At 66.0% G+C, this 26,479-nt stretch carries 16 protein-coding genes; 7 read left to right on the forward strand and 9 right to left on the reverse strand.

Features of this window, described 5'->3' with window-relative positions; translation table 11 throughout:
• Nucleotides 1-32: 32 nt before the first annotated feature.
• On the forward strand, nucleotides 33-3,479 hold the full coding sequence (locus tag ABIC66_RS19340; protein ID WP_354072247.1) for a TonB-dependent receptor domain-containing protein: 3,447 nt from the start codon (nucleotides 33-35) through the stop codon (nucleotides 3,477-3,479).
• A gap of 169 nt (nucleotides 3,480-3,648) precedes the next feature.
• Here the strand turns inward: ABIC66_RS19340 and ABIC66_RS19345 are convergent, their stop codons facing one another.
• Genes ABIC66_RS19345 through ABIC66_RS19355 form a run of 3 tightly spaced genes read right to left on the reverse strand, consistent with a single transcriptional unit; the run spans nucleotide 3,649 to nucleotide 8,295 of the window.
• Complete coding sequence (locus tag ABIC66_RS19345; RefSeq protein ID WP_354072249.1) at nucleotides 3,649-6,741, reverse strand: TonB-dependent receptor; 3,093 nt, start codon at nucleotides 6,739-6,741, stop codon at nucleotides 3,649-3,651.
• Nucleotides 6,738-7,655 (reverse strand): FecR family protein, encoded by a 918-nt coding sequence (locus ABIC66_RS19350; RefSeq protein WP_354072251.1) that lies wholly within the window; start codon nucleotides 7,653-7,655, stop codon nucleotides 6,738-6,740. The genes ABIC66_RS19345 and ABIC66_RS19350 overlap by 4 nt, the downstream gene beginning before the upstream one ends.
• Entirely contained in the window at nucleotides 7,633-8,295 is a 663-nt protein-coding gene (locus ABIC66_RS19355) for an RNA polymerase sigma factor (RefSeq protein ID WP_354072252.1), read from the reverse strand. Before ABIC66_RS19355 ends, ABIC66_RS19350 begins: the two co-directional genes overlap by 23 nt.
• A gap of 416 nt (nucleotides 8,296-8,711) precedes the next feature.
• Here ABIC66_RS19355 and ABIC66_RS19360 point away from each other — a divergent pair, with 416 nt between their 5' ends.
• From ABIC66_RS19360 to ABIC66_RS19380, 5 genes are read left to right on the forward strand one after another with little or no spacing between them, the layout of a single operon-like run.
• On the forward strand, nucleotides 8,712-9,581 hold the full coding sequence (locus ABIC66_RS19360) for a rhamnogalacturonan acetylesterase (RefSeq protein WP_354072254.1): 870 nt from the start codon (nucleotides 8,712-8,714) through the stop codon (nucleotides 9,579-9,581).
• 21 nt (nucleotides 9,582-9,602) lie between these two features.
• Nucleotides 9,603-9,791 (forward strand): hypothetical protein, encoded by a 189-nt coding sequence (locus ABIC66_RS19365; protein ID WP_354072255.1) that lies wholly within the window; start codon nucleotides 9,603-9,605, stop codon nucleotides 9,789-9,791.
• Entirely contained in the window at nucleotides 9,788-10,747 is a 960-nt protein-coding gene (locus ABIC66_RS19370) for a pectinesterase family protein (protein ID WP_354072257.1), read from the forward strand. Before ABIC66_RS19365 ends, ABIC66_RS19370 begins: the two co-directional genes overlap by 4 nt.
• A gap of 13 nt (nucleotides 10,748-10,760) precedes the next feature.
• A complete protein-coding gene (locus tag ABIC66_RS19375) occupies nucleotides 10,761-13,880 on the forward strand; it encodes a glycoside hydrolase family 2 TIM barrel-domain containing protein (RefSeq protein WP_354072259.1) in 3,120 nt (1,039 codons plus the stop codon).
• Between the two features lie 26 nt (nucleotides 13,881-13,906).
• Nucleotides 13,907-15,130: a pectate lyase family protein gene (locus ABIC66_RS19380; RefSeq protein ID WP_354072261.1), complete on the forward strand. Its 1,224-nt coding sequence runs from the start codon at nucleotides 13,907-13,909 to the stop codon at nucleotides 15,128-15,130.
• A gap of 457 nt (nucleotides 15,131-15,587) precedes the next feature.
• Here ABIC66_RS19380 and ABIC66_RS19385 read toward each other — a convergent pair whose 3' ends face one another.
• The 4 genes from ABIC66_RS19385 to ABIC66_RS19400 all read right to left on the reverse strand — a co-directional run bounded on the left by ABIC66_RS19385 (nucleotide 15,588) and on the right by ABIC66_RS19400 (nucleotide 18,501).
• Nucleotides 15,588-16,412, reverse strand: a complete 825-nt coding sequence (locus tag ABIC66_RS19385; RefSeq protein ID WP_354072262.1) for an MBL fold metallo-hydrolase — start codon at nucleotides 16,410-16,412, stop codon at nucleotides 15,588-15,590.
• 139 nt (nucleotides 16,413-16,551) lie between these two features.
• Entirely contained in the window at nucleotides 16,552-16,848 is a 297-nt protein-coding gene (locus tag ABIC66_RS19390) for a putative quinol monooxygenase (RefSeq protein WP_354072264.1), read from the reverse strand.
• A gap of 41 nt (nucleotides 16,849-16,889) precedes the next feature.
• Entirely contained in the window at nucleotides 16,890-17,648 is a 759-nt protein-coding gene (locus ABIC66_RS19395; RefSeq protein ID WP_354072265.1) for an alpha/beta hydrolase, read from the reverse strand.
• 55 nt (nucleotides 17,649-17,703) lie between these two features.
• Nucleotides 17,704-18,501, reverse strand: a complete 798-nt coding sequence (locus ABIC66_RS19400; protein ID WP_354072266.1) for a type 1 glutamine amidotransferase domain-containing protein — start codon at nucleotides 18,499-18,501, stop codon at nucleotides 17,704-17,706.
• Nucleotides 18,502-18,709: 208 nt separating this feature from the next.
• Here ABIC66_RS19400 and ABIC66_RS19405 point away from each other — a divergent pair, with 208 nt between their 5' ends.
• On the forward strand, nucleotides 18,710-21,550 hold the full coding sequence (locus ABIC66_RS19405; protein ID WP_354072268.1) for an ATP-binding protein: 2,841 nt from the start codon (nucleotides 18,710-18,712) through the stop codon (nucleotides 21,548-21,550).
• Nucleotides 21,551-23,041: 1,491 nt separating this feature from the next.
• On the opposite strand, the gene ABIC66_RS19410 is transcribed toward ABIC66_RS19405, so the two are convergent.
• Both ABIC66_RS19410 and ABIC66_RS19415 read right to left on the reverse strand, forming a co-directional pair.
• Entirely contained in the window at nucleotides 23,042-25,252 is a 2,211-nt protein-coding gene (locus ABIC66_RS19410) for a peptidase domain-containing ABC transporter (protein ID WP_502910376.1), read from the reverse strand.
• A complete protein-coding gene (locus ABIC66_RS19415; protein ID WP_354072271.1) occupies nucleotides 25,210-26,454 on the reverse strand; it encodes an HlyD family secretion protein in 1,245 nt (414 codons plus the stop codon). Before ABIC66_RS19415 ends, ABIC66_RS19410 begins: the two co-directional genes overlap by 43 nt.
• Between the last annotated feature and the right edge of the window lie 25 nt (nucleotides 26,455-26,479).

Below are 26,479 nucleotides of genomic sequence, written 5' to 3' on the forward strand. Positions count from 1 at the left end.
CATCACCGACACATCTTTTGGGGAGGAATCCAATGACGACCACCAGAATCAACCACCGGCGGACCGCACTGTTCACTGGCATTTGCCTAGCCGCCGTCATGGCGGGGGCGCCGGGCCTGGCCGCCGCGCAGGCCACGACGAGTTCCGCCGACACGGTCAGCGAAGTGGTGGTCACCGGCTATCGCGCCTCGCTGCAAAGCGCTCTGAACCTGAAAAAGAACTCGGACGTGATGATGGACGCCATCAACGCCGAGGACATCGCCGACTTCCCTGATTCCAACCTGGCCGAGTCGCTGCAGCGCTTGCCGGGCATCTCGATCGACCGCGACAACGGCGAAGGCCGCACCATCAGCGTGCGCGGCCTATCAGGTGATTTTAGCCGCGTTCGCATCAACAACATGGAAGCCTTGTCGACGGGCGCCTCCAACGACGCCGGCTCCAGCCCGAACCGTTCGCGCGCCTTCGACTTCAACGCCTTCGCCTCGGAGCTGTTCAGCTCGGTCCGCGTGCGTAAGTCGTCGTCAGCCGAGGCCGATGAGGGCTCGCTGGGCGCGACCGTCGACCTGATCACGGGTCGTCCGTTCGACTACAAGAAGAGCCAGATGGCCTTCTCGGCCGAGGACTCCTACTACCAGAACGGCAAGAAGCACTCGCCCCGCGTCACCGGCCTGTTCTCCGACCGCTGGTTCGACGGCAAGATGGGCGTGCTGGTCTCGGCCGCTTGGGCCAAGCGCAGCTCCGAGGATGACAGCTACAACCGCGGCACCGGCTCGTCGGACTACGTCTATCGCGGCTCGACCTGGACCGGCGACGAACTGCCCGGCCGCGCCGGCTTCGCCGCGCCGACCGGCACGGTGTTCAGCGCCCTGATCCCGACCACTCTGACGGGTTCGGCGCTGGACGCCTACAAGGCCAACCCGGCCAACTACTACAATCCGATGGCCAACCCGGCCGCCTATGCCGCCATGACCGGGTCGGATCCGGTGGCCTACGCCAAGCTCTATCCGGGCTGCGCCGCGGTCGCGGCCCAGGCGGTCGCGGGCCTGACCCCGACCACCCCGGGCTGCAACAACTCTCTGATCCGTTTTCCGGCCCTGGCGTCGCTCAACCAGCGCAACGTCGAGACCGAGCGCCTAGGCCTGACCGGCTCGTTCCAGCTGCAGCTGGCCGAGCGCACGCGCCTGACCGTCGACGGCCTGTATTCCAAGTTCGACAGCGTCAGCACCAACTACCAGATCGGCGCGGTCGGCCTGAACCGCAACAACACCAACGCCAGCTACTCGTATGGGGCCAACGTTCCGACGGCCACGGCGCGGGCGGGCTCGGCGATGACGGACGCCCAGCGCCGCGCGCTCTATCCCGGCACCTGCACCTTCGCGGCCGAGACCGAACTGACGCCGGGCACGGATTGCGGTCAGTCCCTGAATGGGACAACCCCGCTGGCCGGCTACCAGTACAGCTACAATCCCAACAATCTGGACGCCTACGAGTACTACACAAATCCGCTGTCGCCCGGCTACGCCGGTCCCGCCGCGAGCCTGCCCTTCCGCGGTCAGCTAATCGGCCGTCCGTCGGTGAAAGTGTTGGACGCCGACGTCGTCGGCCAGAACGCCGAATACCTGAAGCTGGCCAATGTCGACTGGCGCTCGGGCGCCGACCGCGGCGCCTATACCACCGACTTCCGCCAACTCTCGCTCAACCTGGACCACGAGTTCAGTGACAAGCTGAAGGCGCAGGTCTCGGTCGGGACCTCGCGCTCTGAAAACGTCAACGTCGGCACCCTGGTCGAGTTCAACGCCATGGACGTGCAGGGGCCGTTCGTCTTCGACGAACGCGGCGCAACGACCATGCCCAAGTTCGATGTCGGCTTCAACGCCGCCGACCCGGGCCAGTGGGGGATCGTCAAGGGCTTCTCGGCCATGCGCAACTATCGGCGCACGACGATCAACGACTACAAGGGCGGCAAGATCGACCTCACCTACAAGCTGGACGATAACTGGACCATCAAGACGGGCGTCACCAAACGTGAGTTCGAGTTCTCGACCGACCAGTACGAGCGCAACAGCGATCTGCTGAACCCGACCGAGAAGGAGGCCAAGGTCACCGTCGCCTCGCTGGGCAAGCAGATCGAGTTCGGCGACGGCCTTGAGGTGCCGGCAGGCACGACGACCAGCTTTTTCGCGCCCAACCTCGAGGCGTTCAGCAGCGTCTTTGGCTTCGACTGCAACTGCATCAACAAATACGGCGACTTCACTATCACCCGGAAGCGCAACCGCACCGCCACCTTCGGCGTGACCGAGAAGAACCTGTCGTATTACGCGCAATTCAACTTCGACTACGAAGTCTGGGGCGGCCGTCGCTTGTTCGGCAACGTCGGCGTGCGCGAGGCGCAGACGGATGTCCTGGCCTATGGTGAGACGACCGCCGGGCGTCGCATCACCGGCGAGAACAGCTACAAGGACACCCTGCCGTCCGGGAACCTGACCTGGGAGGCCTACGACAACCTCTACATCCGCTTCGCCGCGGCCAAGGTGATGGCCCGTCCGCTGCTGGGGAACCTGTCGCCAGCCGTCACCGGTATCAGCATCCCGGGCGACGGCTCGTCGATCGGCGGTACGATCACGGTCGGCAACACCAAGCTGTCGCCGTTCCGAGGCAAGGCCTACGACGTCGCGGCCGAGTGGTATTTCAACAAGGGCGGGCTGATCAGCCTGGCCTACTTCCGCAAGGACATCGACAGCTTCCCACAGACGGTCTTCTACGAGGCGCCGCTGTCGACCTTCCTGGACGCCGACGCCATCGCGGCCCTGAAGCTGCAGTTCCCAGGCGAGACCGGCGGTGACGTCTTCCGTCGCGCCTATATCGACGCCAACAACCCGGTCCTGGCCCGCCAGGTCCGCGACGCGCCCGGCGGCTACCTGCAGGGCTGGGAGTTCAACTTCCAGCAGAACCTGACGTTCCTGCCCTGGTACTTCAAGAACCTGGGCGTCCAATTCAACATGACCAAGCTGGACACCAAGCTGACCTACATCCTCGACCCGGGTACGGTCGTCGCGGGTGCGGGCGCCGTCACCAAGCAGCCGACCTACGGAACCGGTCCGTGGCTGGGCGCTTCGCCCAAGGGCCTGAACCTGACGGTCTATTACGAGACCGAGAAGTTCAACGCCCGCGTCTCGATGGCCAAGCGTGACGCCTACAAGACCACCTATCCGCTGACCTCGGGCAACTGCGATCCTGGCCTCCAGGCCAATGGCTCGGCGTGCGACAGCCCGCTGATCAACGAGTTCGGAGCCTCGGCCTCGACAACCAACGTCGACATGTCGGTGCGCTACTCGCCGATGAAGCAGGTCAGCATCACCTTCGAGGCGCTGAACATCACGGACGAGAACGCTACCCGCTACAGCTACACCGATCCCGTGATCCAGTCGTACGGCGCCAGCGGCCCGAACTACAGGGTCGGGGTGCGCTACAAGTTCTAGGCATGACGCTTTTGGCCCAAGACGTCTTCCAGAGGGGCGTCTTGGGTCGACAGGCGCGTCGGCGATCAGGCTGGGGGAGCCGCTGACGTGGGAGGTCTAGAAGCCGCCTTAGCGGCCCTGTGGGCGAACACAGGTTCGGCGTAGCCTGGATCTTCGCCTTTCCAGCAGCCTATTTGTATCGGAAGCGTAGCCCGATCCGGGCGTCCCGCCCGATGCGATGCTGATAGTTCGGAATCTCGCTGCGATCGATGAATTGGCGCACGGGGGCGTCGGTCAGGTTGTTGAGGTCGACCGCCAGGGTGAGTTGCGGGGAGAGCTTGTATCGGAGCGAGGCGTCCAAAGTGGTTAGCGCGGCGAAGCCGTCAGCGTCTCCGCCGGTGAGAGCCGGTATCGCTGAAAGGTATCGGCCTCGGTGGTTGATGCTGGCGCGAGCATCCCAACGCCGACCGTCATGGATGACGGCGAGGTTCCCGACAACGCGCGGTCCGCCTAGCGCATCCTCGATGGGCTCGAATGCGCCAGACGGCATTCGATAACGAACCTTGGAGCGCGCATAGGCCAGCGATCCTTGCAGTCGCCAGGACGCCAGCCTGCTCCGCGCGACGCCCAAGGGGATGGCCGCCGACACTTCGACACCGTCCAAGCGCCCCTTGCCGCTATTGGCTGGGCGCAAGAACTGCCAGATCGGCAGGCCCGGGTCACATCCCAGCGCGCCGCCGCACGCCAGAACCGCGACGCTGTCAGGAAGGCCGTAGGGATTGGCCGAGAACTTGGCCGGCTGGGTGATGGTCTGCTGGACCACCGAACTGATCGACTTGTGATAGGCCCCAACCGTGATCGCGCCGCCGTTGGGCGCCAACCACTCGACGACCAGGTCCAGATTGGTGGCGCGGGTGGGCGTGAGGTCGGGATCGCCCGACGAAACCGACTTCAGGCTGGTGGTCGAGACGGTGTAGCCGGGCCTTAGGCTGCGCAGATCCGGACGGACCATCACGCGCGCCGCGCCGAAGCGGACCGTCAGGTCGTCGGACGGCTCCCAGACAAGGTTGGCCGACGGCAGCACGTCGCCATAGCTCCGGCGCGACTGGACCGGCTTCAGTGTTCCGTCGGCCTGGACCTGTGACCCCGTGGCGTCCTGACCCGTCCGCGACAAGCGCAGACCCAGGTCGCCCCACAGAGTCCGTCCGGCGCGGCGAGGGCGCGACAGCAGCAGATAGGCCGCGTCGTCCTGCTCGCGGATGGCGTAGTTGGTGGAGGCGACGGGCTCGGGGCCCAGGCGGAACGCGCCGCAGGCGGCCTGGGCGCAGGCTTGTCGTAGCGGAGGCAAGCCTTGCAGGATGTCCGGCGCCAACCAGCCGGCGGGCGGGTCGACGGCGCCATACGACACGTCGCCACCGACCATCCGGACATAGTCGGCGACCGGGACAGCGGTCAGAGCGGCGGGCAGCAGGCCATTCAGGTTGGCGATCGTGCCGTCGGACCGCGACAGGGCGACGGCCTCGGTACGATAGTCCTTGTGCAGAACGCCGGCGCGCCATTCGAAGGCGGCCGACCCGCCCTTCAGGTCCAGTCCGGCGGTCTTGTAGCTGTTGTCCACCCAGTTCGGATCGTTGCGAAATTCGGCCAGGCTCCAGGCCGAGGCCTTGTCCAGCACCGCATCGCCATAGCCGACGAACGGATGGGCGCGATCACGGAAGTCGTAGGCGAAGCCGTTCACGCCGTACTGATCCAGGTGCAGGGTGCTCTGGACCGGGTTGCTGAAGTCCGAGCGCGAAAAGCCGAGCAGGGCGGTGGCGTCGACCCCGCCCGGAAGCTGGCGCGTGGCCGACAGCGTCGCCTGGCGAAAGATGGTGTCGAGTTCGTCGTAGCGAGCCTCGGACTTGACGTCGACGCCGTCGAAGGTTCCGGCGATCAGCACGGCCGGACCGTCGCCACGGCGGAACTGCGGATCGATCGCGGTGACTCCGTTCAGCCCGCAGGCCGGCGGCGCCGCCGGGCCGCACGCGCCGGCACTCCGGAAGGTGAAGCTCTCCAACAGATATTCGCGCCGCTTGGACCTCAGGGTCGCGTAAAGCAGATCCAGCGCGACACGCGTTCCCTCCGTCGGCCGCCATTCCAGCGCGGCGGTCAGGCCCAGGCGCGACTGGTCAGCGGTCATCAGCTCCAGGCGCGGGATCCGGGCATGCAGGGCGGCGTTGACGTCGGCTAGACTGGCGCCGCCCGTGACCGCGCCAAAGCCGGGATAGAGCGCCTCGCCCGTCTGCCAGCCTCCGGCGGTGCTGCCCGTGTCGACGGCGTAGCGCCGAGAGTATGCGGCTGAGACCAGAATCCCTAGCCGATCATCGGCCAGGCGGCGCGACAGAACGATCGAGCCGCGCGGCGCCAGGCGCTCGGCGCGGCTGTTCCAGGTCTGCTCGCCGTACAACAGGACGCTCTTGTCGCGCAGATCAAACGGCGATCGGGTCGAGATGTCGATCGTCGCGCCCAGCGAGCCTTCGTCGATGTCCGCCGTGGCGGTCTTCTGCAGGCGGATCTGGCGGAAGAGGTCGGCGGCGAAGACATTGTAGTCGAAGGCTCGGCCGCGATTGGTGCCGCCGCCGGCGTTGGCGCCGCCGAAGGTCGCCAGGGTCTCCATGCCATTGATGCGAACGCGGGTGAAGCGGCTGGCCGCGCCGCGCAAGGCGATCTGACGCGTCTCCCCGCCGTCGTTGACCGCCGCCGCGCCGGGCAGCTCGCGCAGGGCGTCACCCAGGCTGATCGCCCCCGACCGGGCGATCTCGTCCTGGGTCAGGATATCGATGGGGGAGGGCGTGCGGCGCTTGAGCATCGCGGGCTGGTGGGCGGCGGGCGACGGCGTCACGCGCACGGAGTCCACCTCGGCCGGCGGCTCCTCGTTGCGATGCGGCGCGGCGGGTGGCGGTTGCGCGCGGGCCGTGGGCCGGGCCCCCGAGAGCGTCGGCGCGATGGTGACCACGCCCTCGGCGCCGATCACGAACGACAACCGCGCGCCGCCCAGCAGGGTGTTCAGAGCCGCCTCCAGCGACATGGTTCCGCGCACCGCCGGCGCCTGGCGGCCCGCCACCAGGGCCGCGGGGGCCAGGATCGGCGCCCCGGTTTGCTCGGACAGGGCCAGCAGCGCGGTGGAGAGCGACTGGGCGGGCTGGTCGAAGGTGAAGACCGACGGGCGTGGCGTCGCGGCCAGGGCGGGGGCGACCGCCGACGCCATGGCCAGCGCCGTGGCCGAAACCAGCGCGCGCCTCATCGCGCGTGGATCAGAAGGCCGCCGTCGGCTTCCCGGAACACCGTGACCGGCAGCACGCGTGGCAGTCCGGCTACGAAGGCTTCGGCCTGGTCGGGGCGCAGGCCCGCCGTCACCTTGAGGCTGGCGGCGCCCGTCGTGACCCGAACGCTCAGGCCATAACGATTGAGGTCGGCCACCACGTCCTCCAAGGGCGCGGCGGCATAGGCCAGCCGGCCTCGACGCCAAGCGCCGGCGGCGTCGCTTGCGATCAGGTTCGCGGCGCGGACGCCCGAGGCGTCGACCAGGGCGCCTTGGCCGGCCCCGACGCGGGCGACCGATGCGCCCCGCGCCACTTCGACCAGGCCCTGCTCGACCTCGACGCGCACGCGATCACCCGCCGTCCTGTGCACGTCGAACCGCGTGCCCAACACCCGCACCTTGGCGTCACCGGCGGCGACGGTGAACGGATGGCCCGGATCGTGGCGGACGGCGAAGAAGGCTTCCCCGCGCTGCAGCACATAGGCGCGGCGGGCCAAGCGCCAAGTCGGACGCAGGCTGGAGGCCGGCGCCAAGGTCACGTGGCTGCCGTCGGCGAGGGCGACCTCGCGCGTCTGGCCGGCGGCGGACTGGATGGCGGCCGGCGGCGTCGCCAGCACGGCGGCGGCGACTAGGCCCGCTGCGGCGGCCGCGCCGGGCCAGATCCAACGCGCCGGGGAGCGGGTAGGGCGGGCGGACAGGGTAGAGGCGAGGGCCTCGTCCAGCAGCATCAGCGTGCCCTCGGCCTGCTCATAGGCCAGGGCGTGGCGCGGGTCGGCCTTTAGCCAGGCTCCAAATTCGGCCGAGCGCCCAGGCGGAAAGTCCTCGCCCATCACCGCCAGGGCCCACGCGCGGGCCTGGACGGCGATCGGGGTGTCAGGATCGACGGGTGCGTTCACGCGACAGGCCTCGATAGTCGATGGTTCCGCGCGCGATGGCGCGCTGGCAGACGGCGGCGGCTTCGTCCACGGTCTTGCGGACCAGGGATTCCGAAACGCCCTGTCTGCGAGCGATTTCGGCGAAGCTAAGGCCGTCCATGCGGTTGGCGGTCAGGTAGAGGCGATGCCGCTCGGGCAGGCCGGCCAGCACCTTTTGCAGCAGGCGCACCTGCTGCTTGGCGATCAGGGCGCGCTCCAGATCGGGATCCTGGTCGACGGGCAGGACGGCGGTGTCGTCCAAGGCCGCGTTGGCGCGCCGCAACTGGCGGCGAGCGTCATGCATCAGGTTGATGGCGATCCGGAAGACGAAGGCGCGAGGGCTCTGCAGTTGGCGGTCGGCGGTCTGCTCGCCCAGCTTGAAGAAGGCTTGCTGGGCGACGTCCTCGCAGTCGGGCGGGCCCGGGCCGAACCGGGCGCGCAGAAAGGCGCAGAGATCTCGCCAATCCTTGGCGTAAACGGCGGGGTAGGCCGGGTGATCACGCCAAACCTCCTCCCGGACGATTCGAAGCTTGGGTCGCTCCGCCTGGGACACCGGCACTCCCCGATTGTTTTCGGCATTCTTGTTGGGCGTGACGATGCGGTCGAACGCTTCGTCGATCAATGGCGCGCCGATATTTTCGAGCGATCCGGGATTTTTTGGTGCGGATCGGCGGGCGGAATTCGTTGTTATGACCACACTCCTCCACGGTTAATAAATCCAATAATTACAAAAGTTTATCGGACATTTTCCGCTTTTGTCAGCCCCCTGGGCGTGCTTATCATAGAAAATGACACCGGTGACAGTAATCCGGTGAAAGACGGTCTCAACCACCGCGAGAAAAAGGGGAGGTCATGATGTCCAGGCCGTCGAGTCGCGCCACCGAAAGCGCGTCCGCCAAGGCAGTCGCCGCCGACGCCGCAGCCATCCACCCTTCGAACAAACCGCCGTTCTAGGCGGGCCAGATCGTCTCCCCCCGAGGCGCAAACTGGGCGGCGCTGGTCCTTCGCCGCGCCGCCCGTCCTTCTTCGGAGTAGCCCATGCGTTTGAAGGCCATGATCCTCGCGGCCACCCTGGCGCTGACGCCGCTGGCGGCCCACGCGCAGGCGGCGGACGTCGCGCCGCCCAAGTTCAGAGCCATCAAGATCGTGCTGATCGGCGACTCCACCACGGCCGTGCAAGGGGGCTGGGGCCCCAATTTCTGCGGCTGGCGCGTGACCTCGTTCGCCGCCTGCATCAACCTGGCGCGCGGCGGGCGCTCCAGCGGCAACTACCGGGCCGAGGGCTCATGGGCTCTGGCCATGGACGAGATCAGGTCTGGCGGCTTCACCGACACCTATGTGCTGATCCAGTTTGGCCACAACGACCAGCCGGGCAAGCCGGGCCGCTCGACGGATCTGGCTACCGAGTTTCCGGCCAACATGAAGCGCTATGTCGACGAGGTGCGGGCCGCCGGCGGAAAGCCGATCCTGGTCACGCCCCTGACGCGTCGCCAGTTCGTTGACGGCAAGCTGCAGGATGACCTGGGTCCCTGGGCCGACGCGGTTCGCAAGGTCGCCGCCGAGACCAACACGCCGCTGGTCGACCTGCACGCCCGCAGCCGGGCCGCTGTCCAGGCCATGGGACCGGTCGAGGCCATGAAATTCGCCCAGCGCCCGCCGTCGGCCGAGGTTGTGGAGGCCGCCACCAAGACCGGCACGACCATCGCCGCCAGCACGGGTGTTCCCGCCGCGCCAGCCGCGCCGATGCCGGGCGCCCAGAACAACGCCGCCGTCGAACCCATGGGACAGGCCAAGCTGTCGTTCGACTACACGCACCTGGGTGTCGTGGGCGCGGACTACTTCTCGGCGATCGTCACCGAAGAGCTGTCGAAAACCGTTCCGGCGCTGCGCCGCTACCTGATCCAGTAACCTTCCCGAAGTCCTTCGCCCATGATCCTGACCCGTCGCTCCACGCTCGGCGCCCTCGGCGCCACGACCGCCCTGGCTGGAACGTCGGCTCTTGCCGCCGGGTTCAAGCTCCCGGAGGCGGTGCTGAGCACCAAGGCAGATGGCGAGCACACCCTCGTCCATGCCGGTTCCGCCCTCGTCGTCCGCGGCGGCGCCCTGGTGCGCGCATGATCGGCAAGCGTCTGTTCCTGGGCCTTCTGCTGGCCACGACGCTGACTCAGGTCGCGGCGGCCCAGACCCTGCGCGTCGGTCCCAAGGCGGTCTACAAGACCCTGACCGCCGCCCTGGAGGCCCTGCCGGCCGACGGCGGCGCGATCGAGCTGGCGCCGGGCGAGTATCGGGAGAAGGTGACGATCGCCAAGCCGAACGTGCGCCTGATTGGCAAGGGCCGCACGCCCAAGGACGTGGTCATCGTCTGGGGCGACGGCGCCCGCACGGCTGGCGGAACCTTCAAGTCGTTTTCGATGAACGTCTCGGGCGACGGCTTCCGCGCCAAGAACCTGACCATCCAGAATGACTATCACCTGAAGGATCCCGAGCCTTCGCAGGCCGTGGCCCTGGCCATCACCGCCGATCGCGCCGTGCTGGAGAGGGTGCGTCTGCTGGGGGCCCAGGACACGCTCTACGCCGCCTCGAAGAAGGACAAGCCCAGCCGGCAGTACTTCAAGGACTGCTACATCGAGGGCCATGTCGATTTCATCTTCGGCGACGCCAAGGCGTTCTTCGATCGCTGCCACATCCACGGCATCGCCCACGAGACGGTGATGATCACCGCCCAGAGCAAGGTGCGGCCCGACCAGGACAGCGCCTATGTCTTCGACCGCAGCCTGATCACCGCGGACAGGGACGCCAAGGAGATTTGGTTCGGACGGGCTTGGCGGCCCCTGGCCACGGTGATCTTCATGCGCTCGCGCATCGAGGCTCCGCTACAGCCGGCCGGCTGGCGGGAGTGGACGCCCGGCAAGACCGAGACCCTGAACACCGCCACCTTCGCCGAGTACGCCTCGACCGGTCCGGGAGCGAGCCCCCAGACCCGCGAACCGCGCAGCCATCAACTGACCGCCGACCAGGCCAAGGCCTGGGACCGCAAGACCTTCCTGGCCGGTTCCGACGGCTGGACCCCTTAAGGCGGAGTATCCGATGCATCTTGATCGTCGCGGTTTCCTGACCGCCAGCCTGGGCGTCGCTGCCGTCACGGGTCTCGCGCCAACCACGAGCCTGGCCGCCGAGTCTTCATTGGCCATCCCTGACGAGGGCTGGTCGCTGTGGATCGACCAAGACGCGCCCTGGAAGGACGACCTTATTCATCTGCCGGGGACGTTTGAGCTGGCCAAGCTGCCGGTAAACCCGCCGACTGGCGGATGGGGCGCGCTGGGTTCAGGCGAGGCGATCAAGGTCACCCTGCCAACGACGGTCGAGCAGCACTTCTGGGGCACGTTCGGCACGCGGCCCTACGGTCCGGACGAATACCGCTACGCCGAGGACGACGACGTGCCGCGCTACGGCGCCTACAAGGGCGTGTCGTGGTGGAGCCGGACGATCGATATCCCGGCCTCGGCCAGGGGCCAGCGGGTGATGCTGAACATCCGCGGCGCTCGGATGCGGGCCGAGGTCTTCCTGAACGAGCGGCTGGTGGGCTACTCGATCATGTCGGAACTGCCGATCCACTGCGATCTCAGCGAGGCGATGAAGCCCGGCGATGGTAACCACCTGTCGATCCGCATCACCAATCCAGGCGGGCGCTTCGACTGGCGCGACTCCACGACCATGACGTGGGGTAAGTTGAAGTTCTTCGCCTCGCACGGCTTTGGCGGTCTGGATCGCGGGATCACCCTCAGCGCCCACCCGCGCGCGGCGCGGATCGACGACGCCTGGGTCCTTAACACGCCCAACCCGCGCCAGGTCACCGGCTTCATGGAGGTCGTGCTCGACGAGCCGCCGCCGAAGGTCGGCCGCGAACGGTTAAAGGCCAAGGCCGCCGTCGAACTTATCGACGACGCTGGCGCGCCCGTCGCCGCCTCCTCGGTGATCGAGGCCGTCGAGGTGTTCGGTGACAGGCGCCTGAGGGTGCGCTTCACGGTCGCCGCGCCGGACGCCCAGATCTGGGATTTGAAGACCCCCATCCTGTATCGCCTACGTTTCCGCTGGACCGAGGCGAAGGGCGTCGTCGACACGCGCGAGGTTCGGTTCGGCTTCCGGTGGTTCGGCGTCGAGGGCGTCGGGACCGATGCGATGCTGCGCCTCAACGGCCGTCGCGTGCGGCTCTACTCGGCGATCTCGTGGGGCTATTGGGGTTTCAACGGCCTGTGGCCGACGCCTGAACTGGCCCGGCGAGAGGTGGCGTCGGCCCATAGGCTGGGGCTCAATGCGCTGCACTTCCACCGCAACGTCGGCAAGCCCGAGGTATTCGACGCGATGGACGAGATGGGCCTCCTGCGGGTCATGGAGCCTGGCGGGGGGCGGCACGCTATCGGCCGCGACCTCAAGCCTGGCGAGGCGTTGTCCGAGGCCGACGAATTCAGCCGCGCCTTCCTGGTCGAGAAGTGCAAGGCCATGGTCCGCGCGTTCCGTTCGCGGCCGTCGCTTGTGCAGTACACCTTGCAGAACGAGATCGGCGCGAACCTGGCCAATCCCGACGTGCAGGCGGTGCTGAAGGCCATGCACGACCTCGATCCCAGCCGGGCGGTCGTGCTGAACGACGGCTTCGTCAAGCGCGGCGCGGCTCAGGCCATGTACCTGCCGTACAACGATCACTACTACCGCTCGGACGTCGAGGAATGGGGCGGCTGGTGGGTCGAGCACCAGGGCGCCGGCGACCAATGGTACGACAAGTTCTACCGGTCCAAGAACGACTACATCCACATGCAGAAGGGCAAGCCCTTCATCGTCGAGTTTGGCGAGATGCAGGGCTGCGCCACGGCCGACAATCACGAGGCGATGGTCGTCGAGATCCTGGCCAACGGCGGCAAGAGTTACGATCTGCGGGACCACAAGGACATCGTCGCGGCGACCAACAGCTACATCGAGCGCTGGGGCTTCAAGCAGGCCTTCCCCACCAGCGAGGCGCTGTTCTTGTCGATGGGCCGCAAGGTCTACGAGTCCTGGCGCAACTACCTGGAAAACATCCGCCTCGGCGAGACCGTCGACGTGGCGGCGATCTCGGGCTGGGAGAGCACCTCGATCGAGAACCACTCGGGCATCGTCGACGTGCTACGCGGCTTCAAAGCCGATCCGACGTTTATGAGCCAGGCCCTGCGGCCGATGATGGCGATCGCCAAGCCTCGGGCTCTGGCCTATGCGGCCGGCGAGACCGCTGAGCTGGACATCTGGCTCTTCAATGACACCGGCCAAGCCGCGACCGGGGAGGCCGTGCTGAGCTTGGTGGGCGAGGGCGGCCAAGTCCAGGAGCTGGGGCGCTGGTCCGCGCCGGCCCAGACGCCGGACCAGCTGAGCTATCTGCTGGCCGAGAGTTTCCGTACGCCCGCCTTGGCCCGTCCGGGGCTGAACATCCTGCGCGTGGCGTTTGACGATGTCGTCTCCGATCGGGAGATCTGGGTAACGGCCCCCGCGCCCAAGCCCGTCAAGCCGTTGAAGATCGGCGTCTCGGGCGTCGCCAAGAGCCTGCGCGAGCAGCTCGCGGCCTTGCCCAACGTAGTGGTCGAAGACTTTAGGCCGGGTGTTCGCTACGCGGGCATCGTCGCCTCGGGCCTGAAGACCGACGAGATCGTCCGCCGGCAGGTGGGCGAGCAGACTGGCCTGGAGGCTCAGCCCAAGAAGGGCGAGAAGCCCGTCGTGGTCCTGGGCGAGCTGCCGCCGGAGGTGCTGGCCGCCGTCGAGGCGGGGACGCCCCTGCTGGCCATGGTTCAGGAGGATGGACTGGCCGACGGCGTCGCCAGGCAGCTTCAGGGCCTGGGTCTCTTCAACTATGCCGGCCAAGTCGGCGGCTTGCGAGCGCCGTGGATGGGCAACTGGAACTATGTCCGAGCGCATTCGACCTTCGCCGGCTTGCCGACCGACATGGGCATGAGCGTGCTGCATCAGGTCGAGGGCCAGCCCTCGAACGGCCTTGTCATCGAGGGCGAGGGCATCGAGGTCATCGCCGCCTACAGCCGCGACCACGACCGCAAGAACGGCGCGGCCAGCTTCACGGTCAGAAAAGACAAGGCGCGCGTGCTGGTCCATCGCCTCCCAGACATGGTGAAGCCGCTGCAGCAGCGCTGGCTGGCTAACGCCATCGGCTGGCTGGCAACCGGCGTCTGAGACCAAGAACAGGTGGGAGGGCAATCATGATCACCCGTCGCGACACCTTGCTGGCCGCCGCCCTGAGCGCGGCGCCCGGTCTCGTCATGGCCGCGCCGCGCAAGGCGCCGTTCGAACGCCTGGGCTGGGCGGGCAAAACGCCCGGTGGCGATGGCGGCAGGGTCATCCGGGTCAAGACACTGGCCGGTGGCGGTCCGGGCTCGTTGCGCGAAGCGGTTGCCGCCAAGGGGCCGCGTACGATCGTCTTCGACGTGGGCGGTGTGATCGACCTGGTGCGCCACAGCCTCAAGGTCACCGAACCCTTCCTCACCATCGCCGGCGAGACCGCGCCCTCGCCGGGGATCACCCTGATCAAGGGCAGTCTGGCCATCGAGAGCCACGACGTCATTGTCCGCCATATCCGCGTTCGCGCGGGCCGCGACGGCGAGCCCAGCAAGAGCGGCTGGGAGGTGGACGGCATCACCTGTTGGAAGGCCCGCGACGTCATCGTTGATCACTGCTCGACCAGCTGGGCCACCGACGAGAACCTGTCGGCCTCGGGCCCGCGCTTCACGGGAGGCGAGGATCCGGCCGGCTGGCGCGACGGGACCTCGCACCAGATCACTTTCAGCAACAACATCGTCGCGGAAGGGCTGTCGAATGCCAGCCATATTAAGGGCGAGCACTCCAAGGGCAGCCTGATCCACGACAACGCCTACGAGGTGCTGATTGCCCGAAATCTCTACGCCCACAACCGCGAGCGCAATCAGCTATTCAAAGGCGGTGTCGAGGCGGTGAGCGTCAACAACCTGATCTACGATCCCGGCACGCGTTGCATGCACTACGCCCTGAACGCCAGCGAGTGGGTTGGCCACCAGTGGCGCGTCGGTCAGTTGGTCATCGCTGGCAATGTGGTGAAGGGCGGAGCCTCGACCAAGCCGGACCTGCCGTTCCTGATCGTCGAGGGGCAGGGGGACCTGGAACTCTACGCTTTCGACAATATGACCCGGTATGCCGACGGGACCGAGATGCCGCCGGCGAGGATTCTCAACACCGACCCGTTCCCCAAGATCAAGCTCCTGGCCAAGCCGCCGTTCTGGCCGGAGGGGCTGAAGCTGTTGCCGTCCAGCCAGGTCGCGGCCCATGTCCTGGCCAACGCTGGCGCGCGGCCGTGGGATCGCGACGCGGTCGATCGCCGGATCGTTCGCGAGGTGAAGGCCGGAAGGGGCCAGGTGATCGACGATGAGCAGGAGGTTGGCGGCTACCCGTAGGACGCGCTGTCCCCCGGTGGTCAGATGGAGCGTATCAGCCTCGGGCGGCAGGCCCCGCGCCGAAGCCATGGTCACGCACGCGGGCAAGGGTCCTGCCTGCGCCGCCTGAATCACGCTTCACGTCGTATAGCTCTTGGGGGCGACGCCCCCCGGCGAAGGCGGGGCGGCGAGCTGCTTTATTGTAAGCGCTCTGGTTCCAGTCGGCCGGGAGCACGCTGTATCTCCTCGAGGCCCGGAATCGTCGGCGCAATCAATAAAGGGCGGCCGAGCCAGGCCAATGGCTCAGACCCCGAATTGCGCTGCCGCTGGAAGCCCGTTTGAACGTCTGGAAACTGGCGGGGCGCTAACTTCCGCTATTGGCGCGACAATACCTTCGGATCGACCCGGGGAGGGTGGAGAAGATCCCCTGCGGCGTGCAAAACGCATTCAACAGGCGCGAATGATCGCGGCGGCTTTGTCAGATCGCCAGCGTTTCACCATCAGCGGGGATGAGCAGGCGCTGTTCGTATCCATCCCGCTTCGAGAAGGTGCGAAGATCGGCCCGGCTGAGGATGCAGTGATTGAACGCTTCCATGTGGCTGGCGATCAGCATGGCTTTCGGCGCGGCGCGGTGCACGGCGAGGACGTCGGAGGGACCCATGATGATCGGATCAAGTCCGATCACCGTCGCCATGCCGGCGTTCAGCACGATCACGTCCGGAGAATGGCGAGCGATCGCGCGCTCGACCTCGACGCACCAGATAGTGTCGCCAGCGACATAAAGAGTCTTGTGGGTGGGGTGGTTCATGACGAAGCCGCTGACGGGGCCGAGGATCTGAGGCAGCGCCTTCAGTGTCGCGTCGGTCCCGTGCCGCCCGTCCGTACGACTCAGGCGAACGCCATTGAACTCGGTGTTCTCGGTCAGCAATCGCACATCCGAGAAGCCAGCGGATCTGAGCTGGCCAGCGTCGTCGGCGTTCTGAGCGAAGATCGGAAGCGCCTTGTTCAGCTTGATCTTCGCGACCTCGTCCCAGTGGTCTGGATGCAGGTGCGTCACGATAACGGCGTCGACGTTGATGATCGAGGCGAGCGGTACGGGCAGCGGTACCAGAGGGTTCCGTCGTTGGCTGTTGGCTGTGCCTTCGAAGCCAGGGTAGGCGTCCTCGTCGGCCAGCACTGGGTCCACAAGAAAGCGGACGCCGCCATAGTCGATGCGCAGGGTCGCATTCCGCACCTGGGTTAGGCTGGCGCTTCGTGTCGAACGCTCGGCGGCGGCCGAACCGCTCGCGGCGAGCAGCGCCAACGGAAGCAGAGCGCCAGCGCCCCTGGTCATCGCCTGGCGCCGTGTCATTGACCGCGGGGTGTGTGAAGCATCGACCATCTGGATTCTCCTTCACGACGGCTTCTGGCGCTAACCACGTCACGCTTCCACACTCATCTCGTCAGGCGACGACGACCTCGTTCAGCGTCCAAACGCAACGCTCCGCCAAGTCGGCAATTCGTGCGAGATAGACCTGGAAGTGAGGCGTGGCGTGGTGCGCCTCGACCGCGGCGAGATCGGCATAGAGCTCGTCGAGCACGAACCGGCCGGGCTGAGTCGGGTCGACCCATAGGTCGTAGCGTCGATTGCCCGGTTCGGCGCGGCTGGGTTCGATCAGCTCTCCAAGCAGGTCCCGCAGCGCATCGACCCTGCCGGGCCGGGCGGTGAGCACCGCGATGGTCTTCACCTGGCCTGTCATGATGAGCGCTCTCCGACCTGGCAGTCCGGCGTGGACGGAGCCTACTTGACCCCTGCCGCCGCCTTCTCGACGAAGGCGACGACTTCGCGGGGATGCGAAAGCATGACCGCGTGGCTGCTCTTGATCTCGACGATGTTCGCCTTGGTTCGCGCGGCCATGAAGCGTTGGATGGACGGCGGCACCATGTGGTCTTCGGTCGTCAGCATCCAACTGACCGGCTTGTCCTTCCAAGCAGCGGCCGTAAGTTTGGTCTGGACGGCGCCGAGTCCCCACGGGATCTGCGCGGCGGCCATGAAGCGCGCGAGGCTGGGATCGGCGTCGGGCGCGAAGGCGCTCGGGAACTTCGCCGGATCGACGATGATGAAACCGTCGTTTGGCGGAAGCAGCGGCGGGCCGCCTTCCGGCGCGGGCCGCGTGGCGAGCTCGAAAACCGACTCGCCGACATCGGGGGCGAGGGCGGCGATATAGACGAGGCTCCTGACCTTCGGATCCGTTCCGGCTTCGGTGATCACCGCACCGCCGTAGGAATGGCCGACGAGCACGACCGGCTTCGTCGCCGCGGCGATGACCCTGCGGGTCGCAGCGACATCGCCCTCGAGCGTGATCGTTGGATTCTGGACGACCAGCACCTCGTAACCGTCATGGGTCAGGCTGTCGTAGACAGCCTTCCAGCCCGAGGCGTCCACGAAGGCGCCATGCACGAGTACGATCGAGACGGGTTGGGTCGGCGGCTTCGGCTGGGCCTCGGACGACGAAACGGTGGCGATGGCCATGAGCATACCTGCGATCAAGTGTTTCATCAGAGCTTTCCTTCCTAGGGGCGTCTTGCGGGCCGGCGCGGTCCGCGCGCCACGATCACACGTCGACCGAGACGCGTCCGAGCGCGGCGATTAGCGCCTCGCCGATCGGGTGATCGGAGCGTGGGTTCTGACCGGTAATCAGTTCGCGATCCTCGACCACGTGCGGCGCGAAATCGGGTCCGACTTCCACGATGGCGCCGGCCGCGGTCAGCGCTTCCGGCATGTGGAAGTAGAGTTTGCCGTGCAGAATGTTGTCCTCGATCGGCTTCTCCTCGCTCGAGGAATAGACCGTCATTCGGTAGCCGGCGTACGGCCAGCCCCATGCGAGCTCGACCGCCTTGGGCTTGTCACCCGCGATCAGCGCGGCCCTGAATTCGCGGGCGTGCCGCATTGCCGAGATCGACGCCATCGGACCATGGCAGAGATAGGCGGTGGGCTTCTTGCGCGCGTGGAAGTGACGCAAGATCTCGCCCAGCTCGGAATCTTGCATGAGATCGACGACTGGCGCCTGACCGCCGGGGGTGAAAAAAGCCACGTACTGGTCGAGGCCACCGTCGAGCACGGCTCGCAGCGTTTTCACCCTGTTCATGGCGCGATGGTTAGCGAAGAAATCCTGCGCTCGCGCGTGGGCAGCCTTGTCATTGTCGAAATGAACGGCCTGATCGGAGGCCGGATCAATGAACGGCTTGGTCCCGTTGGGGGTCGCGAAGTCGATATCGTAGCCGGCCGCCAGCAACGCCATCACCGGCACGACAAGTTCGTTCAGATATTGGCCTGTCGGCCCGGTCCCGCCGCCCTGGATTTCGATCCGCGTGGCGTTCGAGCCAACGACCAGCACCGTGCCTTTCGACATGACCTTCCTCCGTCGGCTTTGTCCCGTCGGCGGCGAGCGCCGCGTCTCAAGAACGACGTTGGAAGGTTAGCTCGGGGTGGCGCGGCGCCATGGTTAAAGTGGGTAAAGAACGGTCATTCGGTGTAGGCGGAGCGCGTTCCGCTCTGTGACGCCCATGCAACCATGGTAGTTTGAGCCCAAGTCGTGCGCGAAAGAAGGCTCCTGCGACTTGGGACACGATCCAACCCTCGAGGCGAAGACCAGTGGACACGACCACATCGTCGGTTTCGGCCCCTTCCATCTCCACAAGCGTCACCGCAAACTGTTGTGCGGGACGGAGGAAGTTCGCATTGGCGGCCGCGGGATGGATGTCCTTGTGGCGCTCGCCGAGCGGCAAGGCCAGCTCGTTCGCAAACGTGAGCTGATCCAGGCGGCCTGGCCGGACACCTTTGTCCAAGAAGCCAATCTGAAGGTCACGGTCGCCTATATCCGCCGCGCGCTACGTCGCCATGCGCCCGCGGGAGAGTTCATCAAGACAATTGTGGGGCGGGGCTATTGGCTCAGCGCCGAAGGTCCGCCCGACGAGGGCCCTCCGCCCCGGAGCGCGCTCGCCGCCGCGCCGCTCCCGCAACGCCAAGACATCATCGGACGCGAAGTCGAGATCGATCGCGTTAAAGCCCTACTCCGGGTGAGCCGCCTGGTATCGGTCGTCGGCGCCGGTGGGATCGGCAAGACGACCTTGGTGAGCGGGGTCGCACACGACCTTGCGGCGCAGTCCGGCGCACCCGTCGCGTTCGTCGATCTCTCAGGGGTCACTCGAGAGGAATTCGTCGCCGACGCTCTGGCTACGGCCCTAGCCGTCAGCTCGGGCGGCGCCAGCCTCCAAGGCTTGTGCTCGATCTTGGCGCGGCAAAGGATGCTGCTTGTGCTCGACACCTGCGAGCATGTCCTCAGCGCCGTCTCGCACATCTGCGAGGTTCTGCTGGCGCGAACCGCGCATCTCAGGATCCTGACGACGAGTCGCGAGATTCTGCGCGCTCGATCCGAGCGGGTGTTGTGGCTTAACGCTCTAGCCTTCCCGTCCAATGATCAGTTCGACGAGATCGAATCCGCAATGCGCTACCCCGCGCCGCGACTTTTGGTTCGGCGAGCCTATGAGGAGCGCGGCCATGCGCCGCAAGACTCCGACGCGCAAGCGCTGGTCCAAATATGCCGCGAGGTGGACGGCTCGCCGTTGGCGATCGAGCTTGTCGCGGCGCGCGTCGCGGCGCGCGGCGCGCGTACGGCGTTGGCTGAGCTCAGGAACAACGTGCTGGTTCTGCGGCGACGTCACGGCGGAGAACCTCGTCGCCAGCGCACGCTGCTAGACACCATGAAATGGAGCTACTCCCTCCTCACGGCGCACGAAGCTTCGGCGCTGCAGGCTTGCTCGGTCTTCGCCGGCGTGTTCGGACACGAGGCGGTCTTGGAACTGGCCGGGAGCGTCGCGCTTTCGCCGATCGAGATCATCGACGCGCTCGCCGGCCTCCGGTCAAAGTCGATGGTCGCCGTGGAGCACCGTGAGGGGGGATTGGTCTTTCGCTTGCTCGACAGCACGCGCGCATTCGCGGAGGCTTTGCTCGAGCGCCGTGACGAAGCGGCTTTCGTGTATTCCGCTCACGCGCGCTGGGTTCTCAAGATGCTGGGCCAGGCGGCGGCCGACCAGCCCGCGATGTCGCCGCGCCTTTGGCGTGCGGCCTACGCTCACCTGATCTACGATATGCGAAAGGCGCTCGACTGGACATTACGTCGGTCGGCTGATCGGCTGCTGGGGGTCGAACTGGTGGCCGCCGGACTACCGTTGTGCCACGATCTCTCGCTCAGCGGCGAGATACGCGCCAACTGCGAACTGGCCCTTTCGGAACTCCGCCGCCTCGGCGATCGTGAGCCTTCTCTTGAGCTTAGGCTGGTGGTCGCGCTGGCTTCGGTCAGCACCTATCTCGCCACCGACTCCAACCAAGCCAGTGCTCTTTTCCAGAGAGCGATCGAACTGGCGCGCGCGACCGGAGATCCTCAGGCCGAGTGTCGCGCCCTCGGCGCGTTCGCGACTTACGAGCTGATGCGCGGCCGCGTGGACAATGTGGCCGGCGCCCTCATGGCCATGCGACCGGTTGCCGCACGCGCGAACCAACCCGCCGCGCTTTGGGAAGAAGAACAGCTTCGCGCGCAGTACGAGATTCGCATCTGTGATTTCGACGCTGCTCACGCGCGTGTTCAACGCCTCTTCGGGGAAATGCAGGGGGAGGCCCAGCGGGCCGTGCCGAGCTTCCAGATCCACCAGAAGATGAACGTCCAGGTCCAGCTAGCGGCGCTCAACTGGCTGACGGGCCACTCGCGTGACGCCATCCGCGTCGCGGAGACGGCGGCGGTGGACGCGCGGCAGGTGCAGCATGGCCTGACCTTGGTCCATTGCCTCGCGCAGGGCGTCGTCTGGACCCTGATACAGGCCGGCGAGTACGAAGCCGTCCTGCCGCATATCGAGACACTTCAAAGCGCCATTTATCGTCACGGCATCGCGGCGTGGGTCCCGGTCGCGGACACCTATTCCGCGGTGATCGCCGCCTACCTTGGGCAGAGGCCCGATCCGGCGCGCCTGCGCAGCGCATTCTACGGCGTGCGCGCGGGGGTCGTTCAAATCCGGCATGATGCACGCTTCACGCTGATCGCCGATGCGATGATCGCCAATGGTCAGGCGGGCGATGCAGCCGAGATCATCCAGCATGTGTTCGACACGAACGCCGAGCCTTGGGGGAAGTCCGAACTCCTTCGCCTGAAAGCCGCTATCGAGCAGGCGCACGGCCGCACGAGCCAGGCGCGGGACTTGCTTTTCTCGGCGGTGGAGACAGCGCGGGCGAGCGGCTCGATCGCCTGGACCCTTCGCGCCGTGAGCGACTTGGCATCGCTATCGCGTGGCACGGCGTGGGAGCAGGAGAGCTTGTGTGACTTGGCTTCAATCTGCGAAAGATTCGCAGGCGAATACGAGACGCGAGATCTGCGCACAGCCCGAAGGTTCCTGACGGAGATATCCTGAGCGCTTCCTCCGGCCGCGAACCAGGGAGGACGATTATCCCGCAGGCGACCGAGACCTCCCAATCATGGCAGGGAGAACTGGCGGCGACTCCCCAAGCTCTACGGGTTGAATGTCGTATTCCTGGGGGAATGCCGAGGTTCGCTCATGGCGCAGCACTGCCGTGGAAACTGCCGTCAGTCAGTGCAGAGATGGGGGAGGGAGCTGGAGCGAGCGCTTGACGGCGCAGCTTCGGTTGCCGCCTAGGGGAGGGAATGCTCAGTCCTTCGCCTGAGACTTGGCTACAAGCGGGGTGGATAAATCGCTTTTGCTAACCTGACCCGCCTCAACCCAAGCCTCCGGGCGCAAGCGATTGTTGCTCCTCGACCGAATACGCCTCCGCAGCGTCGCCTTCGGAACCAAGCGATATTTGAAGCGGGTGTGATTTGGCGCAATGTTTGCCGTGAATTGTTCTAGCGCCGCCACGGGAAGGCCTGCCTCGACAGAACGGGCCAAGGACAACCGCGAAGCCGGCCCTAAATCCTCAATTGCTAGCAGAGCTTCAACGGCTACGATTTGGCGAGGCATTCGTCACCTGATTGCGGAATTCTGCATGGCGATCTGAGCGGTGCGCACGCCGAATTTTTACACGTCGGTTTGGCGAGGCTCGCGCCATCGCGCGACCAGCTGGTGTCCTCACGACAGAAACTTTGACGCTAGAAGGCCATCAACTCTGAGGGTTTTTAGGACAACGACTAACGGGGTCATCAAATGTGACCCGTGACAAATTCAGCCAAAAATTGCTCATCGCCGGCACAATCTTCCGATAATATATCTTAGACGATATTTTCTGTAGTTCAACGATCGTCTCTGTTGTCAGTGACTCCTAATTCTGCGAGTCGCAGCTGGGCCGTTACGAGTTGCCCTGTCGTTCCGGTTTTTCGCGATTTTCTGACTTCAACCGTGCGATTGGCTGATCGCAATTGCTGCGACTGGCGAGGTGCGCCCAAGCATCGGTCGCCGCTGCGTCCAGGCGTCCCAGAACTCAGGAGACAAACCCGCCGACCGCTCCGACCGCAGCGGCGTACGTCCAGCGCCGACGCAGATCCGCCGGCCAAGCTCTGATCGCTCGCTCAGCTCCAGGACCATCGTCCTCGGCAGCTCGGTCGTCAGTAGAAATAAAGGATCACGAATTGCGTGCGTGAACACGCTTTGCCCGCCGGCGATCTTGAAGGGGCCGTCCGGGCCTAGGTCGCGCTGCCCCTCCGACCGTCCAAGCCACCTTCCCCTGCGGGAAGGAGACTTCCGCCCCCCTGCTCTGCCCGTTCGAAGGTCCGATCGGCCGGCCGACGGCACCAGAAGCCGAACGTGGCGCGGTGTTAGTTTGCGGACATTCAGTTAAATGGCGAAGCCGGAGCGTTCCGAGTTGGCCGGATAGCCCGCAGTCCATTGAACCATCCGCGGCAACGCCGCGCGCGCGACACAATCGCCTAAAGGGTTTCACGCGCCGCAACGTCATGTTGCGGCCTTATTGAACTCAAGATTGAAAGGATCTCGGTCGTCGAGTTCGGCGGGGGATCGACGATCACGGATCACCCGCAGCTCACCGTCGACCAGCTTCAAAACCCGATCGGCTCGCTCGATCAGCGCGGGCCGATGAGCCACCACGATCCGCGTGGCCCGCATGGCGCCGATCCGAACCGCGATGGCCTCTTCAACCTCTGGATCGAGATTGGCCGTGCCCTCGTCGAGGATAAGGATCGCGGGGTCGCGATAGAGCGCCCGCGCCAGAAGCACACGCTGGCGCTGGCCACCAGAAAGGCTGGAACCCATGTCGCCCACCAGGGTCCGGTAGTTCATCGGCATGCGTTCGATATCGTCATGGATCTCCGCGGCCTTGGCGGCCTCGACCACTTTGTCCATACGCATGTCGGGGTCGAAGAATGCGATGTTGTCGGCCAAGCTGCCCGACATGAGCCGGTCGTCCTGTGTCACCACGCCCGTGCGTTCGCGCCAACCGCGCCAACGCTGGGCGCTCGCGCGAACGCCCGATATGAAGATGTCCCCCTCAACCGGCGCCTGCAGGCCGAGCATCAATTTCAATAGAGTCGACTTGCCGATACCAGAAGCGCCGGTGATGGCGAGAAATTCCCCGTCGCGGACATCAAGGTCGAGGCGCTGGAACACCCAGGCGTCAGTGGCGCCGTAACGGAAGCCCAGCCCACGAATAGAAATTTCTCCAGGCGTTCGACCGGAGACGGGCTCGCTGACGACCGTTTCAGGCTCCTGGGTGACGATATCTCCAAGGCGATCGAGATAGACGCCCATGACTTGGAACTGCTGAGCCTTGGCGACTAAGGAAAGGGTACGGTCCATGAACATCTGGCGGAAGGCGAGGAAGGCCGTCAGCATGCCAATAGAGAACCCGTTGGCCGCCAACACGTCGCGGGTGGCGATGTAGACGACAATGGCGATTTGCGTCCCCAGGACGAGGTTTTGTAGGCTGCTCTGCCAGATCGCCAGCCGCTGCAAACGAATGTTGGCGTTAAGCGTGTTGACGAACAAGTTGCGCCATGCGCCTTCGCGTTGCGCTTCCCCGCCCAGCAGCTTGACCGTCGTGATCCCACGCACGGTCTCCATCAAGTAGGATTGCTCCTGGGCTGAGAGCGCCAGCCCATTTTCGGTCAGCGCCTTTAGTCGCGGGTAGAACGCCAGATTGAGCAACACGATGGCCGCCAAGCCAGCGAAGACGGCCAGGGCTAGTTTGGGAGCGTAGAGAAACAGGACGCAACCTGCCGCGATCGCCATCAGGCCGTCGATCGCGACGGTTACCGCGCCTTGTGTCAGCGTGTCCTGGACAAACCGGACCGCGCCCAAGCGCGAGACGATGTCGCCGATGTGGCGCTTCTCGAAATAGCTCGTCGGCAACCGTACCAAATGGCGGAATAGGTTCCCCACCATCTGCATCACCAGCTGGCCGCCGAGGATCTGCAGGCTCCAGTCCCGCGCCGCGCTCAGGGCCACCTGCGCGATCATCAGCAGGAAGAAAGCTGAGGCGATGACGACCAGCAGGTCGGCGTTGTTGCGGACGATGACCTCGTCGACGATCAATTGCAGTTGCAGCGGGGCCAGGAACGACGTCGCCTGAACGGCCAGGGACACGGTCAGGAGGAAGGCCGCCGACGAAGCGCCGCCGCGCAGGCGCCGCCAGAGGCTGCCAAGGCCCACAGGCAGGCGCGCGCTGAGCGGCGCGAAATCGTCGGTCGGCGTGATCTCTAGAACGACGCCGGTGAAGTGAGGCGAAGCGCTCTTCAGAGTCATGCTGACCACGCCGTTCGAAGGGTCGTGGAGGATCAGCCTTCCCTTGTTGATCGCCTTTAGGACGACGAAATGATTGAGGTTCCAGTGCAGGATCGCCGGCAGCGGCAAATTCAGCAGGCCCTCCAAGTCGATGCGAAGCGGACGGGCGGCCAGGCCCAACTGCCGCGACAGGTCAATCAAGCCCCTCAAGGTCGTTCCGGAGCTCGAAATGGCGAACCTCTGGCGAACTCCGTTCAAATCGATGTCGTGACCATGATAGGCGCCGACCATGGCTAGGCAGGCCAACCCGCACTCGGCCGCCTCGGCCGATCGGAACAGGGGTAGCCGCTCGCGTCGAACAAGCTGTCGAGGATCTAGGGCGTTCACGTCCGCCGCCCTACGGCGTAGAGCGGATCCAGCAGCCATTCCATCAAGGTGCGCCGCTCCACGGCGATGTCGGCGGCCAGGAGCATGCCAGGCTGAAGGGCGATATGGTCGCCGTAGGCGTCCACGAATTCCCGATCGAGCGTGACCCGGACGCGGAACACCGGTTCGGCGAAGGCGGCGCCGGGCATCTGGACGTCGGACGGCGACAGGACCGTACGCGACACCGACGCGATGTGGCCGTGGGCCACGCCGAACTTCTGGTAGGGAAAGGCTTGGTAGCGAAGCGAAACGACCTGGCCTGGGCGGATGAAACCGGCCGCGCGCGATGGTACGAACACTTCAGCCTGGAGGCGCCCGCCCGCCGGGGTGATCGTCATCACGGTGGCGCCGGCCGCGAGCGGCTGGCCGGCGGCGACGGGCAGGACCCCGACCCGCCCGGCCAAGGGGCTGTTGAGTTCATAGCCGTGATCAGCTCGCGCTCTCGTCAATTCGGCGCCCAGCTGGGCGCTGCGCGCCCACCCACTGGTCTGCTCCGCGTCCCTCTCGCGCGGTTTGGCCGCGAGTTTCGCGCGGGCGTCGTTCAGGCGGTCGTCGAGCGCGAGAATGGTCGAGCGCGCGGTTGAAACGTCCCGCTGCGCGGCCAGCAGGGCCGCTTTCTTGGCGTCGACATAGGCGGGCGAGACAAAGCCGCTGGCCGTCAGCCGGGAGGTTCGCTCAAGATCGGCCTGCGCCAGGCCCTGGCGGGCGACGACCGTCGCCAGGGCGACCTCCGCCTCTTGGCGCTGGCGGGTGAGATCGCGCGCCTGCTGTTGGAGCCCGAGCGTCTCTATGTCGATGCGGTCGAGATTCGCCGCGGTCTGATCCTGGACGGCGCGAAGCTGCGCATCGCCCTGGTGCTCGATCTCGGCCCCAGCATCGTCGCCATCGACCTGTTCGGTCAGGCGAATGCGAGCCAGGGGCGCATTGGCGGCGACCCATTGGCCTTCCTGGACTAGAACCGCCTGCACGACCCCGCCCTGCCGGGCGGTCATCTTGATCAGCCCGCCGTCGGGCACGATCCAGCCCGACACGGTTTCCTTGCGTGTGAAGGAGGTGGCCGCGGCCGCGCCGAGTCCAACCAGGAGCGCCCCGGCGCTGGCCAGCACGAGCGCCTTCCATGGCGCCGGCATCCAGAGCAGCACCTCGCCCTCGATGCGCCGCATCGGCGCGTCCAGGCTTTCAGGGCGAAATAGACTGCTCATCGCTGCATGAAGCCTTTCCGCCGGA

The organism is Caulobacter sp. 1776 (genome assembly GCF_040545685.1).
Taxonomy (GTDB): Bacteria; Pseudomonadota; Alphaproteobacteria; order Caulobacterales; family Caulobacteraceae; genus Caulobacter.

What these genes read in the sequence shown, in the direction of transcription:
- ABIC66_RS19340 (WP_354072247.1), top strand. Translation starts at nt 33, where the DNA reads ATGACGACCACCAGAATCAACCACCGGCGGACCGCACTGTTCACTGGC.
- ABIC66_RS19345 (WP_354072249.1), bottom strand. Translation starts at nt 6,741, where the DNA reads ATGAGGCGCGCGCTGGTTTCGGCCACGGCGCTGGCCATGGCGTCGGCG.
- ABIC66_RS19360 (WP_354072254.1), top strand. Translation starts at nt 8,712, where the DNA reads ATGCGTTTGAAGGCCATGATCCTCGCGGCCACCCTGGCGCTGACGCCG.
- ABIC66_RS19365 (WP_354072255.1), top strand. Translation starts at nt 9,603, where the DNA reads ATGATCCTGACCCGTCGCTCCACGCTCGGCGCCCTCGGCGCCACGACC.
- ABIC66_RS19370 (WP_354072257.1), top strand. Translation starts at nt 9,788, where the DNA reads ATGATCGGCAAGCGTCTGTTCCTGGGCCTTCTGCTGGCCACGACGCTG.
- ABIC66_RS19375 (WP_354072259.1), top strand. Translation starts at nt 10,761, where the DNA reads ATGCATCTTGATCGTCGCGGTTTCCTGACCGCCAGCCTGGGCGTCGCT.
- ABIC66_RS19380 (WP_354072261.1), top strand. Translation starts at nt 13,907, where the DNA reads ATGATCACCCGTCGCGACACCTTGCTGGCCGCCGCCCTGAGCGCGGCG.
- ABIC66_RS19390 (WP_354072264.1), bottom strand. Translation starts at nt 16,848, where the DNA reads ATGACAGGCCAGGTGAAGACCATCGCGGTGCTCACCGCCCGGCCCGGC.
- ABIC66_RS19395 (WP_354072265.1), bottom strand. Translation starts at nt 17,648, where the DNA reads ATGAAACACTTGATCGCAGGTATGCTCATGGCCATCGCCACCGTTTCG.
- ABIC66_RS19400 (WP_354072266.1), bottom strand. Translation starts at nt 18,501, where the DNA reads ATGTCGAAAGGCACGGTGCTGGTCGTTGGCTCGAACGCCACGCGGATC.
- ABIC66_RS19410 (WP_502910376.1), bottom strand. Translation starts at nt 25,252, where the DNA reads ATGGCTGCTGGATCCGCTCTACGCCGTAGGGCGGCGGACGTGAACGCC.
- ABIC66_RS19415 (WP_354072271.1), bottom strand. Translation starts at nt 26,454, where the DNA reads ATGAGCAGTCTATTTCGCCCTGAAAGCCTGGACGCGCCGATGCGGCGC.